Origin of the sequence: Marinifilum fragile (genome assembly GCF_963677365.1) — a bacterium.
GTDB lineage: Bacteria > Bacteroidota > Bacteroidia > Bacteroidales > Marinifilaceae > Marinifilum > Marinifilum fragile.
Window position 1 is genome coordinate 4,705,426 of sequence record NZ_OY781962.1, and the last position, 16,730, is coordinate 4,722,155.

Consider the following 16,730-nt stretch of genomic DNA (forward strand, 5'->3'; position numbering starts at 1 on the left):
TGATAGAGACGTAGCATGCTACGTCTTTACTTGTTTATAGAGGAATCGTAAAATAAAATGTGGTTCCTTCTTGTGGTTTCGATTTCATCCATATTTCACCTCCTAGCATTTCAATTAAGCTTTTGCTAATTGCCAAGCCTAAACCTGTGCCTCCATATTGTCTTGTGTTCGCATCTAATTCGGCCTGTCGGAATCTGTCGAAAATAATGGCTTGTTTTTCTTCTGGAATGCCAATCCCAGTATCTCTTACAAAGAATTCAATAAACTTTCCTTTAACTGTATAGCCAACTTCAATTTCACCTCCCTGGGTAAATTTAATTGAATTTTCAATTAGGTTGGTAAACACTTGTTGTAATCGAACCGAATCGGTTGTAATCTCATAAATTGGATTAGCATCTGGGGTACTTACAATAAAGTTGAGATCGTGATTCGCCTTATGTTCTTTAAGTGTTTCATAATCATATTTAATCGAATCGAAAAGTTTGGAGATATTACATCGGTCCAAAACAAGCTTTAACTGATTGGTTTCAATTTTTGAGATATCAAGAATATCGCTAATCAATCGTAATAATCCATTGGTGTTTTTTTGGATGATGGAAATGAACTTTTTTCTTTTGGCATCTGATACATTCTCACCTGAAAGCAGTTCTGTAAATCCCAATATAGCATTCATAGGTGTTCGGATTTCATGCGACATATTGGCCAGGAAAGCAGATTTTAACCGGTTTGATTCTTCTGCAACCTCTATCGCTTTTTCTAGTTTTACATTTGTCGCAGTGATTTCCAGCATATGAGCTTTTTCTTTTTGTTCTTTTAATTTTTTAAGGTGAATATTAATCATCATTACGATGATAATAATGGTTAAAAGTATCAATATCGTTAAAGTAAGTATAACTATTTCCTTATTTTCCTTAATCAGGCTGTAGGGCTCATTTATTAGTTTGGAATTTTTAGGCAAATCCTTAATCTTGATATTAAAATTTACCAATTCATTATAATCGAACATGTACTCATATTCAGATTTCATTGGAGGAATAGCATCGATAGGAGTACCGGATAATACTTTTTTAGCTATTAGAGCAGCTTGCTTACCGTGAGTTCTTCCTGTTATTAAAGATCCACCTATGGCACCATGATTAAGATAAAAATCCCAAACACAGTAAATTGGAACTTTGCAATAGGGTTTACATTCGGAAAAACCCTTTTCGTAAGTGTAATAATTGCCGTCAATATCCCGATTGTATAGCAAGTAAAGAACAACATCATTAGAATGTAATTCTGAAAGGTGAATTTTTAAATCTTGTAAACTTTTGGCTTTTAAAATTTCAAACCTAACTGGTTTACCCATTTCCTGGATTTGTTCATCCAGCATGGTAACCAAGTTTTTTCCTGTGGTACTATAATCTGTTACAACTACGATCTTAGAATAATCTGGGTGGTGATTTTCAATTAAATCAATTGTGGCACACACATTAAAATTTTCAAATACACCTGTATATCCTTTAGGAGTATCGATAAAGGAGTTTAAACCTGAAAAAACAACAGGTACTTCACCGAAAACTTCATCACGATTTTTGATTAAAAAGTCGTAGGCATTGTTGTCGGTAGAAATAATTAAATCAAATTTTTGGTTCTTATACTTGTATTGGTAATATTGTTTCAGATGTTCCAGATACCCTTCAGAGAAATATCTTTTTGAATCCATATATTCAATGTGGATAGCCGTATTTGGATTTGGCAGAAGCTCACTTTTGATACTTTTTAAGGTTGAATCTGTCCAACTGAGACCATTGTGGTATGAGTTTAGAATTAATACGTGTTTGCTTACTGAAGAATAGGCACTCAAACTACATATTACAAGCAGTGAAAGTATTATCGAATTAATACTAATTCTCATAAGAAAATAGAATTGATTTGTATTGTTAATCAATTCAATTTAGTAATTATAAATATGAATTAAAAGGTTTAGCAATTTATTATTGAGTTCCTTAGATGAGCAATGGTGATTGTTAATTAAAATACATACAATGTAAGGTTTGCCTTTTGAGTTTTTTAAGTAACCACAATAAGTTCTTACACCTGTCATTGATCCGGTTTTAGCCATCCAATTGTTTGCAATATCACTGTCTTTTCCAAAATATTTTAAGGTACCTGATTTTCCAGCAACAGGAAGAGATGATAAGAAAGCATCGTAATTGTTGCTATGATACATGAAAGTCAGGATTTGGCTGAAAAATTCAGCAGAAATTGCATTGAAGTGCGATAAGCCACTGCCATCAAGTAAATTTTGATATTTGGTTTTAATACCTTTTGTGCTCCAAAACTCATTTATGCTTCTTACTCCAGTTTCCCAATCGGCTTTTTTGTTTTGTTTTTGTCCGATTTCAAATAACAACTGATCGGCAAAAAGATTTACGCTTTTCTGATTGGTCCAGTACACGATATCTTTCACTTTTGGAGATAGAATTTCGAATAACTCTTTACGATTGGTTTTATGCTTACTTTTTTGATTCAGGACTCTAATGTTACTATTCTTTAATTCTGCTTTGAGATCTTCAATTAAGGCCATTTCTGGGTGAAGAAAAGCTCCCTTTACCTTGAAATCATCTCTATTCTGAGGGATGCTGCCTTCTATTCTGCGCAATTTACTTGTGTTGCCACCAAAAATGTAAGCTAAATCGCGATTGATTTCAGAGCTTACAACCTGATTGTCGAAATCCAATCCCGTATTACGTGGAGCCGTTTTCCAAATTTTAGTCTTACTGCCAGCTTGTCCTGATTTAAAAAACAAGGTGTACATGTTATCACGGTAGTTGATGGCATTGGGAACAGCACCATAATAATTACCAATATCTTCCCATATCCAGGTTCTCGGGATCGAAGGTACGAAGTAAGAGTTGTCTACCAAGATACGGCCATCAATAGTGTTGATATTTAATGTTTTTAGTTTTGATACAATTCTGTTGGCAATGTTTTGCTGAGATTCAAAATATTTCGATTCCAATGCAGGATCACCACCACCTTTAATAATTAAGTTTCTTTTTAGCGTTCCATTTTCAATATTCCCATCAGCTTCGATAAGAGTTTTAAATTGATAATCTTCACCTAATATTTCCAATGCGCTTGCAGTGGTAATCAATTTTTGACTTGAAGCTGGCGTTAAAGCCATTTTCGAGTTGTGTTGAGCCAATATATTCCCCTTTTTAACATCTTTAATAATAATGCCTATTCCAGCCGAATAGAAGCATGAATCAGCTGTAAAATCATCTACAAATTGTTGAATTTTATTATCTGTAGTTTTTTGGGAAGTGCACGAAAATCCCCAAACTACAAATGCAAAAAGGAGTAAAATTTTATTCATCGATCTCTTTTAAGATTTTTTCAACTTCTTTTTCAGTGTTATTTAATTTTGCCTTACAAATCACCAATAATTCTGAAACTCGTTTTACCTTTTCGGATAAATCATCAACATCCAGTTCTTCATTTTCAATCAACATGATTGTTTCTTCAATTTCGGCAATTGCTTCGCTGTAACTAATCTTTTTCTTGGCCATTTATTTGTGTTTTTTAGGATTTACTTTTTGAATTTCACTCTCAACCAGACCATCTTTAAATCTGGTTTCAATTATATCGTTCTTTGAAAGAGATGAAATGTCTTTCACGATTTTTCCATCCTTTAAAGTTAGTGTATATCCTTTTTGCAGGATATTTTCAGGATTTAGATATTTTACACTTTGCTCGTGTAGTGATAATTTATGCTTTTGATTTTCGAGCAATCGACCAACTCGAATGCCAATTTTACTTTGCAGATGTGTAGCATGATTTTTTTCATTACTTAGTCTATGTTCTAAGCCTAATTTCAATTTGGTTTTAAAATTCTGCAAATTAAAAGAGTGCGATTTTGTCAATTGTTTTGCTGAATGAATTAGCTTTTCATTTGCAAGCAAAAGCTGATTGGATTTTCGTTCCAATATGTTTTTAACCAAGGGCGAAAACTTGTTCGACAGATAATGCAAATTCTCGGTAGCCTCAAGCAGAATTTCGTTTATTCCGTTATAAAATTCCTCTTGCAAACTTTCATGATAAGCTTGTTTTTCATCAAAGCAGTCAATCAGGTATTCGGCAGCTGCAGTTGGTGTTTTAACACGCACATTGGCTACAATATCAACAATGGTTTCATCTCTTTCATGTCCAATTCCTGAAACTACAGGAAGCGGAAACTGGGCAATATTAAAAGCCAGCCAATAGCTATCGAAACAATTTAAATCGGCAGTTGAACCACCACCTCGAATTATTACAACAACATCAAATACATCTTCATATTCATTGATTCGATCTAGTGCAGCAATAATTGATTCTTCAGCCTGATTTCCTTGCATAATGGCCGGAAACAATTTATAATGGAATTTGTACCCGGAAGAATTATTTTCCAATTGATTTGTGAAATCTTCGTAACCAGCTGCCGTAGGAGAGGAGATAAGGGCAATACATTTAGGAATTTCCGGGAAATCAATTTCTTTATTCATTTCCAAAACCCCTTCTTCTTCCAGCCTATTCAGAATCTCTTTTCTTCGTTTGGCAATATCTCCTAGTGTATAACTAGGATCGATATCTTTAATATTTAAGGTGTAACCATAAATTTCCTGAAATTCTATGCTGACACTGATTAATACCTTAATTCCTGCAGAAAATCTTTGACCCGTGCTGGTTTCAAAATAAGGTTTTAACATTCTAAAGGTATAGGCCCAAATGGTTGCCCTGGCTTTGGCAATAATTTGATCTGTATCATTATCCTTTTCGACCAATTCCAAATAACAGTGACCGTTTTGATTATAGCGGACTTCGCTAATTTCAGCCACAATCCACAAGTCTGAATCAAAGGAGTTCTTTAAAACTCCTTTAATTTGATTGTTTAATTGAAATAAACTTATTCCTTTGTTTGCCATAGTTTCCTTTGTAGAGTTTATCGTCTCATTTGAGAACGCAAGAATGAATCAGGATCGTTTACGTAATTTTCAGGATCACTATGGATTAATTTTTCTTTCTGAGTTTCCATTTGCTCCAGTTTTTTCATCTGTTGTTCATCAAGCTCATTCTGATTCAAAGCCACACCATTTTTGTATTCAATGGTAAAAAGCAAATCTCCTTTCTCAGAGTAATGATCCCAATTGCCTGCTTTTTTATTGTTGTGATAATTTCCACCAAACTCAATAATGCCATTGGGATAAAAAGCTTGAAAACCACCATCCAATTTACCTTCTTTATATGCAGCTTCGATATAAGTTTTACCATCTTGAAAAAAACGTTTCCATATGCCATGTTTTTTTCCATTAACAAAATGAATAGATTCTGAAACTTTACCATTCTTGAAACGGTACTCACTAAGTCCATTTTTAATGCCATTTTGGAATGATTCACTTGCTCGAATATTTCCTTTTTTATCAAAATAGTTCCAAATGCTATCCTTCTGCGATTTTATAAAATTTCCCTTCGCAACTAACTGGGCTGATTCATTGTAAAGTTCCGCTTTTGCTTTTATGCCTTTTTCAGAAAAAATTAATACAGCTTTTAGGTTGCCATTGGTATGAAAGCGTTCTATTCGTCCACTTGGTTTGTTGTCAAGAAAACAGCCTTTGTATTTGATTTTTCCATTTGGGTATTTTTTAATCCAAACTCCTTGTTTTAAACCATTTTTGTCTGTTTGGTTGATTTCTTGAGCTGGAGAAAACATCGGAGTTATAAGTAAGAGTAGAATAAATAAGTTTTTTATCATTTTGTTCGTTTTTGTCTTCTTGGCAATTTTATTATTACTGTATAATCAAGCTAACACAAAACTAATAAAACTATAACAGCCATAAAAAAAACTTGAGCTTTTCCCATAAAAACCAATAAGTTCGAATCATTAATAATAAAAATATGTTGTACATCATTTCTAATATTTTTTGGATGGTGTTGATATTTTGTATTTTATGAATCGAATTAAATGTGATTTTCTCTAATTATGTATTATTTGAAGTGGTGATGAGGCAATTGAGTTGAAGTGAGAAAATGCATTTTTAGATTTGATTTCATCAAGCTTAAATGAATAATGGAATCAAAAAAAGTAGAAACAATAACAAAAGCATAACTAACAAAATTGGTGGTATGGAGACAATGGATTTTCCTTTTAATTTCGATGAAATGCCTATCGCGGCAAAATTCATCTCCGACAGTTTCTCTAGAGATATTGAGGACTTTCAAAGAGTTTATCCTGTATTTGATGAGGTGTTTAAGGCGCGCTTTTCTGAGCAGATCAGAAAAGCAAAAGAAATTGTTTGCTGTGGGCCTGAAGGGGTGAAAATTCAGAATATCAGGATTGGTGTATTTCGAAAAATAGAAAGTTTGAATACTTTAATTTTGGAGGTACAGGATTATTTTCCGATATCAAGAATTAAACAATTCGATTATATTGTCGAAATTATTGAGAAGAAGAATTTGAGCTCAATTTTGTCGATTGTACCAAATCTTTTGCAACAACTTGAGGCAAATATTCCAACTCAAAACGAAGATGTGGCTCAATCCATAATAGATGGAATTAGATCAATTTATCAGGTTTTGAAGCTAGATCGTATCGAATTAAATCGTCTACTTAATTCACGTGGATTGTTGAAGGAGGAAGTTTTCCGTTGTTTAAATCATCTTTGGGCAACCATGCAGGATGTAATGGAAATTGGACAAAGTTTGTACAGAAAGGATGATCCAATGAAGTGTGTTGAGTATGAACTGAACTATATTAAAATGAAAGTGAAGACTTTCTGGATGCACTCAGTGCCGGATAAAGTTGCTTAGTATAACAGTTAGTTTATAAACTTATTATAGCAAGCAAAAAAATGGCGATCGAATTTCGATCGCCATTTTTAATATATCTGAAGTTCAATTATTTTACTTCTTCAAAGTCAACATCAGTTACTTCATCGTCTGATTTTGCTTTTCCTCCAGCTTGTGCACCAGCATCAGGACCTGGTTGACCATCTTGCTGTTGTTGTGCGTTGTACATCTCTTGAGATGCAGCTTGGAATACGTTGTTCAACTCATCGATAGCAGCGTTACAAGCATCAACATCCTGAGCTTTGTGTGCTTCTTTCAATTTGTTCAAAGCATCTTCGATTGGCTGCTTTTTGTCAGCTGGTAACTTATCACCAATTTCTTTCAATTGCTTTTCGGTCTGGAAAATCATACCGTCAGCTTTATTCAAAGTATCGATTCTTTCTTTTGCTTTGTTGTCAGCTTCTGCGTTAGCCTTGGCTTCTTCTCGCATTCTTTCAATTTCAGCATCAGATAATCCTGAAGAAGCTTCAATTCTGATGTTTTGTTCTTTACCTGTTCCTTTATCTTTAGCAGATACATTCAAGATACCATTCGCATCAATGTCGAAAGTAACTTCGATTTGTGGAATACCACGTGGTGCTGGTGGAATGCTATCTAAGTGGAAACGACCAATTGTTTTGTTTCCTTGTGCCATTGGTCTCTCACCTTGAAGAATGTGAATCTCTACAGATGGCTGGTTGTCAGCTGCTGTTGTAAAGGTTTCAGTCTTCTTGGTTGGGATTGTAGTGTTCGCTTCAATCAATTTGGTCATTACACCACCCATAGTTTCAATACCTAATGATAGAGGAGTAACATCCAAAAGAAGAACGTCTTTTACTTCACCAGTTAATACACCACCTTGAATTGCAGCACCTACAGCTACTACTTCATCAGGGTTTACACCTTTTGATGGAGCTTTACCAAAGAATTCCTGTACTTTATTCTGAATAGCAGGGATACGAGTTGAACCACCTACCAAAATTACTTCGTCGATTTCCGAAGCTGATACACCAGCATCTTTCAATGCAGCTCTACATGGCTCAATTACAGCTTGAATTAAGCTGTCAGCCAATTGCTCGAATTGTGCACGGGTAAGAGTTTTAACCAAGTGTTTTGGAATACCATTTACTGGCATAATGTATGGCAAGTTGATTTCAGTGCTGGTTGAGCTAGACAATTCAACTTTAGCTTTTTCAGCAGCTTCTTTCAAACGCTGAAGAGCCATAGGATCCTGACGCAAATCGATTCCTTCTTCTTTGTTGAATTCATCAGCCAACCAGTCGATAATTACCTGGTCAAAATCATCACCACCAAGGTGAGTATCACCATTGGTTGATTTTACTTCGAATACACCATCACCCAATTCAAGAACTGAAATGTCGAAAGTACCACCACCAAGGTCGAATACCGCAATTTTCATATCCTGATCTTTCTTATCAAGACCATATGCCAAAGAAGCAGCTGTTGGTTCATTGATGATACGCTTAACAATTAAACCAGCAATTTCACCAGCTTCTTTAGTTGCTTGACGCTGTGCATCGTTAAAGTAAGCAGGAACTGTAATTACAGCTTCAGTTACTTCTTGTCCAAGATAATCCTCAGCAGTTTTCTTCATTTTCTGAAGAGTCATAGCTGAAATTTCCTGTGGAGAATATTTTCTATCGTCGATTTCAACACGTGGAGTGTTGTTGTCACCTTTTATTACTTTGTATGGAACACGTCCTATTTCTTTACCTACTTTATCGTAAGTTTCACCCATGAATCTCTTGATAGAGAAAATTGTTTTAGATGGGTTTGTGATTGCCTGACGTTTTGCAGGATCACCTACTTTTCTTTCACCACCTTCAACAAAAGCTACAATAGATGGAGTTGTTCTTTTTCCTTCACTGTTAGGAATTACTACAGGCTCGTTACCTTCCATTACGGATACACAAGAGTTGGTAGTTCCTAAGTCGATTCCAATAATTTTACCCATTTTAAGTATTTATTTAATGTTCTTATTTTTTTCTAATACACTCACGGATCATTTTTAAATCCGATAGGGAATAATCAAAGCGTGTGCCATTCCAAAAATTATAGTTTCGAATGTAAAACTGGCACAGATTGTAAATTTATCAGCTAAAATCATGACAGTTTTACTGACAGAAAGACAGAAGAACACAATTATTAATTATAAATGATTACCATTAATGATTCGTTACTCAATCTCTCATTCACTTTTTTCTTTTACCTTTGCAGTCTTATACCATTTAAAAAATATCAATGGTATGAATTAAAACTGAATTGGGATAATTGCACCTTACTTATCTATTATTCAAAAAAATAAGATCATGTCAATTCATAAAAAATCGGTAAAGAGAGTGACAACACATGTGCTCTCAGAAATGAAATTGAAGGGAGAAAAAATCTCCATGCTAACTTCTTACGACTATTCAATGGCTACTATTGTTGATAGAGCAGGAATAGATGTAATATTGGTTGGCGATTCGGCATCTAATGTTATGGCAGGACATGAAACTACATTGCCTATTACTTTAGATCAGATGATTTATCATGGAGCGTCGGTTGTTCGTGCTGTACAAAGAGCTTTGGTTGTTGTTGATTTGCCTTTTGGTACTTATCAAGGAAATTCAAAAGAAGCGTTGAATTCTTCCATTCGAATCATGAAAGAAGCAAGTGCTGATGCTGTGAAATTGGAAGGTGGGAGTGAGGTATTAGAATCAGTTAACCGAATTCTATCAGCTGGGATTCCTGTAATGGGGCATTTGGGATTAACTCCACAATCTATTCATAAGTTTGGTACCTATGCCGTTCGTGCCAAAGAGGAAGAAGAAGCAAAAAAATTGCTTGAAGATGCCAAACTATTGGAGGAAGCAGGATGTTTTGCAATTGTTTTGGAGAAGGTGCCTGCAAAATTGGCAAAACAAGTTGCCGAAAGTGTATCTATTCCTATTATTGGAATTGGTGCTGGTAATGGTGTTGACGGACAAGTATTGGTTATTCATGACATGCTGGGAATTACTCAAGAGTTTTCTCCACGTTTCTTAAGAAGATATCATAACTTGTTTGCTGAAATTAAGGGAGCGGTTGAAACTTATATTGGAGACGTGAAATCGAAAGATTTCCCTAACGAGAGAGAACAGTATTAATTTGTAATTATTAATCAATAATTATTAATTAAAAATAGATGGCAAGAGAAAGATTAGAGATATTATATGAGGACAATCATATCATTGCGATAAACAAGCGATGTGGTGATATTGTACAAGGCGATCAAACAGGGGATGAGCCTTTAAGTGAAAAAGTAAAGGCTTACATCAAAAGAAAATACAATAAACCAGGAGATGTTTACCTTGGAGTACCTCATAGAATTGACAGACCTGTAAGCGGTGTTGTTATTTTTGCTAAAACCAGCAAAGCATTGACACGTTTGAATAAAATGTTTCAGCAAAAGGCTGATCAAATTGATAAGATTTACTGGGCAATTGTTCAAAATTGTCCGAGAGTGGAAGAGGAAACATTAAAGCACTATTTGTTAAGAAATCAGGAAAAAAATCGTACCAATGTATTCGATAAAGAGAAGAAAGGTGCGAAAGAGGCAATACTTGATTACAAATTGTTGACTCGCTCACAGAAGTATTTCTTATTGGAGGTGAAGCTTCATACAGGTCGCCATCATCAAATTAGAGCTCAGCTTTCAAAAGTTGGAATGCCAATTCGCGGCGATTTAAAATATGGTGCTCCTCGTTCTAAAAATGGTGGAGGTATTGGTCTTCATGCCAGAGAAATTGGTTTTATTCATCCGGTAAAACAAGAACCAATTAGAATTAAAGCTCCAGTTCCACAAGATGATAATTTGTGGAGAGAACTTGAAAAATTAGCAGATTAAATACTAAGAACGGAAGCCAATGGCTTCCGTTTTTTTATTCGTTTAGCATTTCTTTATCAAAGAAAAGCGGTAACAATTGCTTAATGCTTTCTACAATTCGAATTTTATTCTCGCCACATAGAATCACTTTTATGGCTTGATTGTATCGGTCTTCTGTTTCCAGTAGAACTTGTCGGCAAGAGCCACAAGGCGGTACAGGAGTTTCCAGAAAGCTACCATTCGTTCTAGAGGTAATGGCAATGGCTCTAACAGGCACATCGGGATATTTGGCATTGGCATAAAAAACCGCTACACGTTCTGCACATAAGCCCGATGGATAAGCAGAGTTTTCCTGATTGTTACCTTGTACAATTTCACCATTATCCAACAATAAAGCTGCACCAACATTAAATTTTGAATAAGGAGCATAGGAGCGATGTGCCGCATCTTTGGCTTGTTTTACCAATGCTTGATCTTCTTTTGAAAGGTCGTCTATCGAATCGTATTCGTAAACCGTTGTTATAATTTGTGTTTTCTTCATTTTATAGCCATTAGTAAGCAGTATTAAGTAATTGGTTATATACTAACTACTCGTACTCATAAATATACAATAGTTTCGATAATATTTACTAAAACATCATCGTTAGCTTATCAACGGAATATCTTGTGAATAAAAATTGATACAGAAATATCAATGGATAACAGGATTGTTATATTTTTATGGTTGTTTTTGAAATCGGAACGAAGATATACATAAATTTTGATTTCTCATTTATTATCGCTTTCACTTTAAATTTGATGAAGAAAATTATCCTATACACACTGCTTGTACTTGCCACATGTTCAAGCGTATTCGCAAAAAATTATACCAGAAAAGAATACATTCAAAAATATAAGGATTTGGCCATTAGAGAGATGGAACGCACAGGTATTCCAGCTAGTATCACAATGGCTCAAGGAATATTAGAGTCGCAAAATGGAAATTCTGATTTGGCTCGCAAGGCCAATAATCACTTTGGAATTAAGTGTCATGATTGGGTTGGACCGAGTATGAAATTCGATGATGATAAAAAAAATGAGTGCTTTAGAAAATATACCAACCCATACGATTCTTACAAAGACCATTCAAAGTTTTTGACAACTCGTTCTCGTTATGCCTTTTTGTTTAAATACCGATCGGATGACTACAAACGTTGGGCTCACGGATTAAAAAAAGCAGGTTATGCTACCGATCCTAAATATGCACACAAGTTGATAAATATTATCGAAGCTGAATACCTGTATAAATTGGATAGAAAAGGTGCGGGCAAAGATTTTATTGTAACCAAACCTGATGACACTGAATTGGCAGATATTGATGGTGATTTAAGCATTGATCCGTTTGGAGCACGATTGGAAGTTGCCAACGGTATTCATTATATCGTAACTAAAAAAGGCGATACTTTCTACAGCATTGAAAAGAATTTGGGAGTAGAACGTAAAAAGCTACTTCGTTATAACGACCTTCCTAGAAATTACATTTTACAGGTTGATCAAAGATTATATCTTCATAATAAGAGAAATAAAGCTGCCCGAGGCTATAATTTCCATCGCGTTAACGAAGGAGAATCATTGTATGATATTTCGCAGCAGTATGGTGTGAAATTAAAGAGACTTTGCAAGTACAATGGAGTGAAGAAAAATTATGAAGTACAGACAGGTGAGCGTATTTGGTTGCGCAAAAAGAAAAGATAGTCAATAACTAAAAGTGATATGAGTAAAATCCGGTTCTTAAGAACCGGATTTTTTTGTAGAGCTATTTTTTCGAATAGATCAGACTCCCGCCTATTGTGAGTGCAGCTGATATAATCATGATGTTTTTGATTACATATTGGCCTTCGAGAGTAGGAAGTAAAATATTTCCTCCTTGAAATGTGACTTCAGGAAGCATAAATAAGGGCATAAAGGTTCCTGTCATCTGAAGGAATAATAATCCTATGGCTATGCGTGTACTTCTTTTAAACAAGAAGAAAACTCCTATCAATACTTCCCACCATCCAATAATATCAACCCAAGTTTCAGCATCAAACAATGGCATCCAGCTAACTGTTGATTTTACCAATGGTATGGCAGCTGATAGTCCTATTGGCTTTAATATTCCAAACCAGACAAATATTACAGCAAAAGATATTCTAATTGCCGGTATCGATAATTTTTGCATGTGCCTGGCAATTTTAAGATCCAGTTCTTTAAATTCTATATTCATGATCATCTTAATTTAGTTAACGAAAAAGTCAGATATTACTATTATTGGCAATAAAAGACTTGTAAGTCTTAAATGTATATTTTTTTCTATTTCTTATCTATGTTGGAGAACAGATGAAGGGAAGGATGCTATTGCTTAAATGAAAGAAACAATTGTTGGGTTAGATAAGCATGTTTTGGTTAGGAAATTAACTGAGAATCACATAAATTCAGGATTCATAATAAAACATACATGTTGTAGTGACTACCTTCAACCAAATAGCACTTCAACTCATCCTAAAACCAATCATATGAATACTTTCAAAAGTGGCCTAAAGCGGATGTTTGTAGTTTTGGCATTAATAGGCTTAATTCTACCAACTCAATCTGTTTTGGCAAAGAAAAAGACTAACGAACAGACAAAAGATTCCTTAATCAATTCAAGTTTAGTTAGCGGATTAAAATTTAGGGGAATTGGTCCTGCGACTACTTCGGGGCGAATTTCGGATTTTGCAGTTAATCCGAATAAGCATAGTGAATACTATGTGGCAGTTTCGAGTGGAAATATTTTCAAAACCATTAACAACGGTACCACTTGGGAACCTGTTTTCGATAAGTATGGATCTTACTCGATTGGAGTAGTAACTATGGACCCGAATAACAGCAATGTGGTATGGGCTGGTACAGGTGAGAACAACCACCAGCGAGCCTTGGGTTATGGCGATGGCGTATATAAAACCATGGATGGCGGAAAGAGTTGGAAAAATATGGGTTTGAAAGATTCGCGTCATATTGGAGGAATTGTAATCGATCCTCGTAACTCAGATATTGTATTTGTAGCAGCGGAAGGTTCGGCTTGGGGACCTGGAGGTGATCGTGGCTTGTACAAAACAACCGATGGTGGTAAGAACTGGAAAGAAGTTCTTAATATCAGTGAGAACACTGGGGTAAACAATGTAATCATCGATCCTGTAGATCCTGATGTGATGTACGCAACATCAGAACAGAGACGTCGTCATGTTTATGCAAAAATTAATGGGGGACCAGAATCAGCCATATACAAATCAACAGATGGAGGGGAAAATTGGCGCAAACTAAAGTCGGGATTGCCTAAGGGACATATTGGAGGAATGGGCATTGCTGTGTCTCCGGTAAATCACAACTATGTTTATGCTATTATTGAGGCGGCTACAGGAAGTGGTTTCTATCGCTCTACAGATAGAGGTGAATCATGGTCTAAAATGAGTGATCATGCAAGTAGTGGACAATATTACAATGAAATTTACTGCGATCCAGTAGATGTTGATAAAGTTTACTCCGTTGAAACTTTTAGTCATTATACTGAAGATGGTGGTAAGACCTGGAAACGACTTGGTTTGAAAAATCGCCATGTTGATGATCATGCACTTTGGATTGATCCTTGCGATACCAAACATTTCATGATTGGTGGCGATGGAGGTATCTACGAAAGTTATGATGCAGGTGAAACTTATGTATTTAAGTCGAATTTATCGGTAACCCAGTTTTATAGAGTTCAAGTAGATAATGCGCTACCTTTTTACAATGTATACGGTGGAACTCAAGACAATAATACACTTGGAGGACCGTCTCAAAATATTAGCCGAAAAGGAGTAACCAACGACGAATGGGAACCAATTCTTGGAGGAGATGGTTTCTGGGCCCAAATCGATTCAAAGGATCCGAATATTGTTTATTGTGAATACCAGTATGGTAACTCGTTTCGATACGATAAACAAAGTGGAGAAAGAATTAGCATCAAACCTCGCGAAAGAAAAGGCGAGAAGGCATACAAATGGAATTGGAATGCCCCTATGATTTTATCGGCACACAAACATACTCGATTGTACGTTGCTGCCAATAAAGTATTCCGAAGTAATGATCGTGGAAATTCATGGGAAGTGATCAGTGATGATTTAACAACAGGTAAAGATCGAGATTCGTTTAAGGTAATGGGAAAATATTGGAGTGCCGATGCCGTAAAAAAACATGTTTCCACTTCGCAGTTTGGAACCATTGTTTCTATAGCAGAATCTCCAAAGAATGAGAATCTATTATACGTAGGAACCGACGATGGATTAATTCAGGTAAGTGAACAAGGTGGAAATGCATGGATGAAACATGCTACATTCCCTGGAATTCCTCAATACACTTACGTGAGTGATATTATGCCTTCGAAACACGATGAGAATGTTGTTTATGCATCTTTTGATAACAGAAAGAGAGATGATTTTAAACCATACCTTTTAAAGAGTACTGATAAGGGGAAAACATGGACCAATATAGCTGGTAATTTGCCAGAAAATGGAACAGTACATACCATTGAGCAAGATTTTAAAGATCTGAATTTACTGTTTGTGGGAACTGAGTTTGGGATCTTTTTTACTAGAAATGATGGTAAGAATTGGATACAATTAAAAGCTGGCATTCCAACCATTGCAGTGCGCGATTTAACCATTCAGGAACGTGAATGCGATTTGGTGGCGGCAAGCTTTGGTCGTGGCTTCTTTATTTTAGATGATTATTCTCCATTGAGATCAGTAGATTTAGAATTGATTGAAAAGGAAGCTGAATTATTCCCTATAAAAGATGCTTTAATGTACATTCAGAAAGGTGGAAAAGGAAGTATGGGGCATACTTATTTTACAGCTCCTAACCCGGCCTTTGGTGCTACATTTAATTACTACCTAAAGGAAGTACCAACAACAGCGAAGCAGGCTCGTCAGAAGAAAGAAAAAGAGTTGTTTGAGAAAGGTGAATTCATTCCTCAACCAAGTTGGAAAGAGTTGGAAGATGAGAAGAAAGAAATTGCACCTTACCTATTGTTCACCATTAAGGATATGGATGGTGAAGAAATAAGTAAGATTAGTACAAGTGCAAAAAAAGGAATTAATCGCGTGAATTGGGACTTAAAATTTCCTTCGGTTTCACCAGTTAAGGACAAAGAGTTTAAGCCTACTAATAAAGCCAGATCGGGCATGTTTGTAATGCCAGGCAACTATCAGCTTGAAATGGGAATGGTAACCAATGGGAAATACGAAATGTTGGCAGAAGGCATGAAATTTAAAGCAGTTACTTTAAACAATAGAACATTGCCAGCCGAGAACCGAGAAGAATTGGTGCAATTTCAGCAAAAAGTGGCACGTATGTTAAAGGCGATTCAGGGAAGTATGCAATTGGTAGAATCTTATAAAGCCAAAATAGCTGCCATAAAAACTGCTCTGGTACAAACTCCAGGAATTGATGCGAATGTATCCGTAAAAGTTGAGGAATTATCAGCCGAGTTAAATGAAATTGAATTCTTGTTCGAAGGTGTTCCGGCAAGAGCAAGCTGGGAGGAAATACCTCCGGCACAGATTCCAATTTCAAATAGAATCAACAATATTGTTGGCACCCATTGGGCAAGTACTTCAGGAGTTACGCAAACTCAGAAAGATCAGTTCGAGATATTGAAAGAGGAGTTCCCTGCAGCATTGAAGAGATTGCAGAAATTGGCTGATGATATGAAGTGGGTGGAAGCTGAATTGGAAAAACAAGGTGCTCCTTGGACACCAGGACGAATTCCAACTTACACAGTAGAGTAAAACTTAATAAGAGATTATAGAAATTGAAATACAGTTGTTTTTAATGTAGAGACAAGGCATTGCCTTGTCTCTTTTTATGGAATATTTATTTGTATAAAATCAATTAAAATTGTGTAATTTTTGGCATTGTTTTAGTGGTAAAATTAGCCGTGAAGAATTTAACGATAAACTAATCTGTAATCAATATAATC

The 16,730-nt window shown here is 35.5% G+C and carries 13 protein-coding genes; 5 read left to right on the plus strand and 8 right to left on the minus strand.

Annotated elements, in window-relative coordinates:
• Positions 1-34: 34 nt before the first annotated feature.
• Genes ACKPCA_RS19120 through ACKPCA_RS19140 form a run of 5 tightly spaced genes read right to left on the minus strand, consistent with a single transcriptional unit; the run spans position 35 to position 5,773 of the window.
• On the minus strand, positions 35-1,897 hold the full coding sequence (locus ACKPCA_RS19120) for a sensor histidine kinase (protein WP_321280513.1): 1,863 nt from the start codon (positions 1,895-1,897) through the stop codon (positions 35-37).
• A gap of 39 nt (positions 1,898-1,936) precedes the next feature.
• Positions 1,937-3,361 carry a D-alanyl-D-alanine carboxypeptidase/D-alanyl-D-alanine endopeptidase gene (gene dacB, locus ACKPCA_RS19125; protein ID WP_321280514.1) on the minus strand — a complete coding sequence of 475 codons (1,425 nt, stop codon included), beginning with the start codon at positions 3,359-3,361 and terminating at the stop codon, positions 1,937-1,939.
• Positions 3,354-3,554 (minus strand): exodeoxyribonuclease VII small subunit, encoded by a 201-nt coding sequence (gene xseB / locus ACKPCA_RS19130; RefSeq protein WP_120238735.1) that lies wholly within the window; start codon positions 3,552-3,554, stop codon positions 3,354-3,356. The genes dacB and xseB overlap by 8 nt, the downstream gene beginning before the upstream one ends.
• On the minus strand, positions 3,555-4,946 hold the full coding sequence (gene xseA / locus ACKPCA_RS19135; RefSeq protein WP_321280517.1) for an exodeoxyribonuclease VII large subunit: 1,392 nt from the start codon (positions 4,944-4,946) through the stop codon (positions 3,555-3,557).
• A gap of 17 nt (positions 4,947-4,963) precedes the next feature.
• On the minus strand, positions 4,964-5,773 hold the full coding sequence (locus tag ACKPCA_RS19140; protein WP_321280521.1) for a toxin-antitoxin system YwqK family antitoxin: 810 nt from the start codon (positions 5,771-5,773) through the stop codon (positions 4,964-4,966).
• A 371-nt stretch (positions 5,774-6,144) separates the two neighbouring features.
• On the opposite strand from ACKPCA_RS19140, the gene ACKPCA_RS19145 reads away from it, so the two are divergent.
• Positions 6,145-6,828, plus strand: a complete 684-nt coding sequence (locus ACKPCA_RS19145) for a hypothetical protein (RefSeq protein WP_321280523.1) — start codon at positions 6,145-6,147, stop codon at positions 6,826-6,828.
• 88 nt (positions 6,829-6,916) lie between these two features.
• On the opposite strand, the gene dnaK is transcribed toward ACKPCA_RS19145, so the two are convergent.
• Positions 6,917-8,821, minus strand: coding sequence for a molecular chaperone DnaK (gene dnaK / locus ACKPCA_RS19150; RefSeq protein WP_321280525.1), 1,905 nt, complete (start codon positions 8,819-8,821; stop codon positions 6,917-6,919).
• Positions 8,822-9,176: 355 nt separating this feature from the next.
• On the opposite strand from dnaK, the gene panB reads away from it, so the two are divergent.
• Both panB and ACKPCA_RS19160 read left to right on the plus strand, forming a co-directional pair.
• Positions 9,177-9,995 carry a 3-methyl-2-oxobutanoate hydroxymethyltransferase gene (panB, locus tag ACKPCA_RS19155; RefSeq protein ID WP_054714577.1) on the plus strand — a complete coding sequence of 273 codons (819 nt, stop codon included), beginning with the start codon at positions 9,177-9,179 and terminating at the stop codon, positions 9,993-9,995.
• Between the two features lie 38 nt (positions 9,996-10,033).
• Complete coding sequence (locus tag ACKPCA_RS19160; RefSeq protein ID WP_054714580.1) at positions 10,034-10,735, plus strand: RluA family pseudouridine synthase; 702 nt, start codon at positions 10,034-10,036, stop codon at positions 10,733-10,735.
• A 34-nt stretch (positions 10,736-10,769) separates the two neighbouring features.
• On the opposite strand, the gene ACKPCA_RS19165 is transcribed toward ACKPCA_RS19160, so the two are convergent.
• On the minus strand, positions 10,770-11,255 hold the full coding sequence (locus ACKPCA_RS19165; RefSeq protein WP_321280528.1) for a cytidine deaminase: 486 nt from the start codon (positions 11,253-11,255) through the stop codon (positions 10,770-10,772).
• 257 nt (positions 11,256-11,512) lie between these two features.
• On the opposite strand from ACKPCA_RS19165, the gene ACKPCA_RS19170 reads away from it, so the two are divergent.
• Positions 11,513-12,448, plus strand: coding sequence for a glucosaminidase domain-containing protein (locus ACKPCA_RS19170; protein ID WP_321280529.1), 936 nt, complete (start codon positions 11,513-11,515; stop codon positions 12,446-12,448).
• 61 nt (positions 12,449-12,509) lie between these two features.
• On the opposite strand, the gene ACKPCA_RS19175 is transcribed toward ACKPCA_RS19170, so the two are convergent.
• Positions 12,510-12,959 (minus strand): hypothetical protein, encoded by a 450-nt coding sequence (locus ACKPCA_RS19175; protein ID WP_054714586.1) that lies wholly within the window; start codon positions 12,957-12,959, stop codon positions 12,510-12,512.
• 289 nt (positions 12,960-13,248) lie between these two features.
• Here ACKPCA_RS19175 and ACKPCA_RS19180 point away from each other — a divergent pair, with 289 nt between their 5' ends.
• Positions 13,249-16,539 carry a WD40/YVTN/BNR-like repeat-containing protein gene (locus tag ACKPCA_RS19180; protein ID WP_321280531.1) on the plus strand — a complete coding sequence of 1,097 codons (3,291 nt, stop codon included), beginning with the start codon at positions 13,249-13,251 and terminating at the stop codon, positions 16,537-16,539.
• The last annotated feature ends 191 nt before the right edge of the window (positions 16,540-16,730 follow it).

Coding starts and splice junctions, on each gene's coding strand:
- ACKPCA_RS19120 (WP_321280513.1), bottom strand. CDS start 1,897: ATGAGAATTAGTATTAATTCGATAATACTTTCACTGCTTGTAATATGT.
- dacB (WP_321280514.1), bottom strand. CDS start 3,361: ATGAATAAAATTTTACTCCTTTTTGCATTTGTAGTTTGGGGATTTTCG.
- xseB (WP_120238735.1), bottom strand. CDS start 3,554: ATGGCCAAGAAAAAGATTAGTTACAGCGAAGCAATTGCCGAAATTGAA.
- xseA (WP_321280517.1), bottom strand. CDS start 4,946: ATGGCAAACAAAGGAATAAGTTTATTTCAATTAAACAATCAAATTAAA.
- ACKPCA_RS19140 (WP_321280521.1), bottom strand. CDS start 5,773: ATGATAAAAAACTTATTTATTCTACTCTTACTTATAACTCCGATGTTT.
- ACKPCA_RS19145 (WP_321280523.1), top strand. CDS start 6,145: ATGGAGACAATGGATTTTCCTTTTAATTTCGATGAAATGCCTATCGCG.
- dnaK (WP_321280525.1), bottom strand. CDS start 8,821: ATGGGTAAAATTATTGGAATCGACTTAGGAACTACCAACTCTTGTGTA.
- panB (WP_054714577.1), top strand. CDS start 9,177: ATGTCAATTCATAAAAAATCGGTAAAGAGAGTGACAACACATGTGCTC.
- ACKPCA_RS19160 (WP_054714580.1), top strand. CDS start 10,034: ATGGCAAGAGAAAGATTAGAGATATTATATGAGGACAATCATATCATT.
- ACKPCA_RS19165 (WP_321280528.1), bottom strand. CDS start 11,255: ATGAAGAAAACACAAATTATAACAACGGTTTACGAATACGATTCGATA.
- ACKPCA_RS19170 (WP_321280529.1), top strand. CDS start 11,513: ATGAAGAAAATTATCCTATACACACTGCTTGTACTTGCCACATGTTCA.
- ACKPCA_RS19175 (WP_054714586.1), bottom strand. CDS start 12,959: ATGAATATAGAATTTAAAGAACTGGATCTTAAAATTGCCAGGCACATG.
- ACKPCA_RS19180 (WP_321280531.1), top strand. CDS start 13,249: ATGAATACTTTCAAAAGTGGCCTAAAGCGGATGTTTGTAGTTTTGGCA.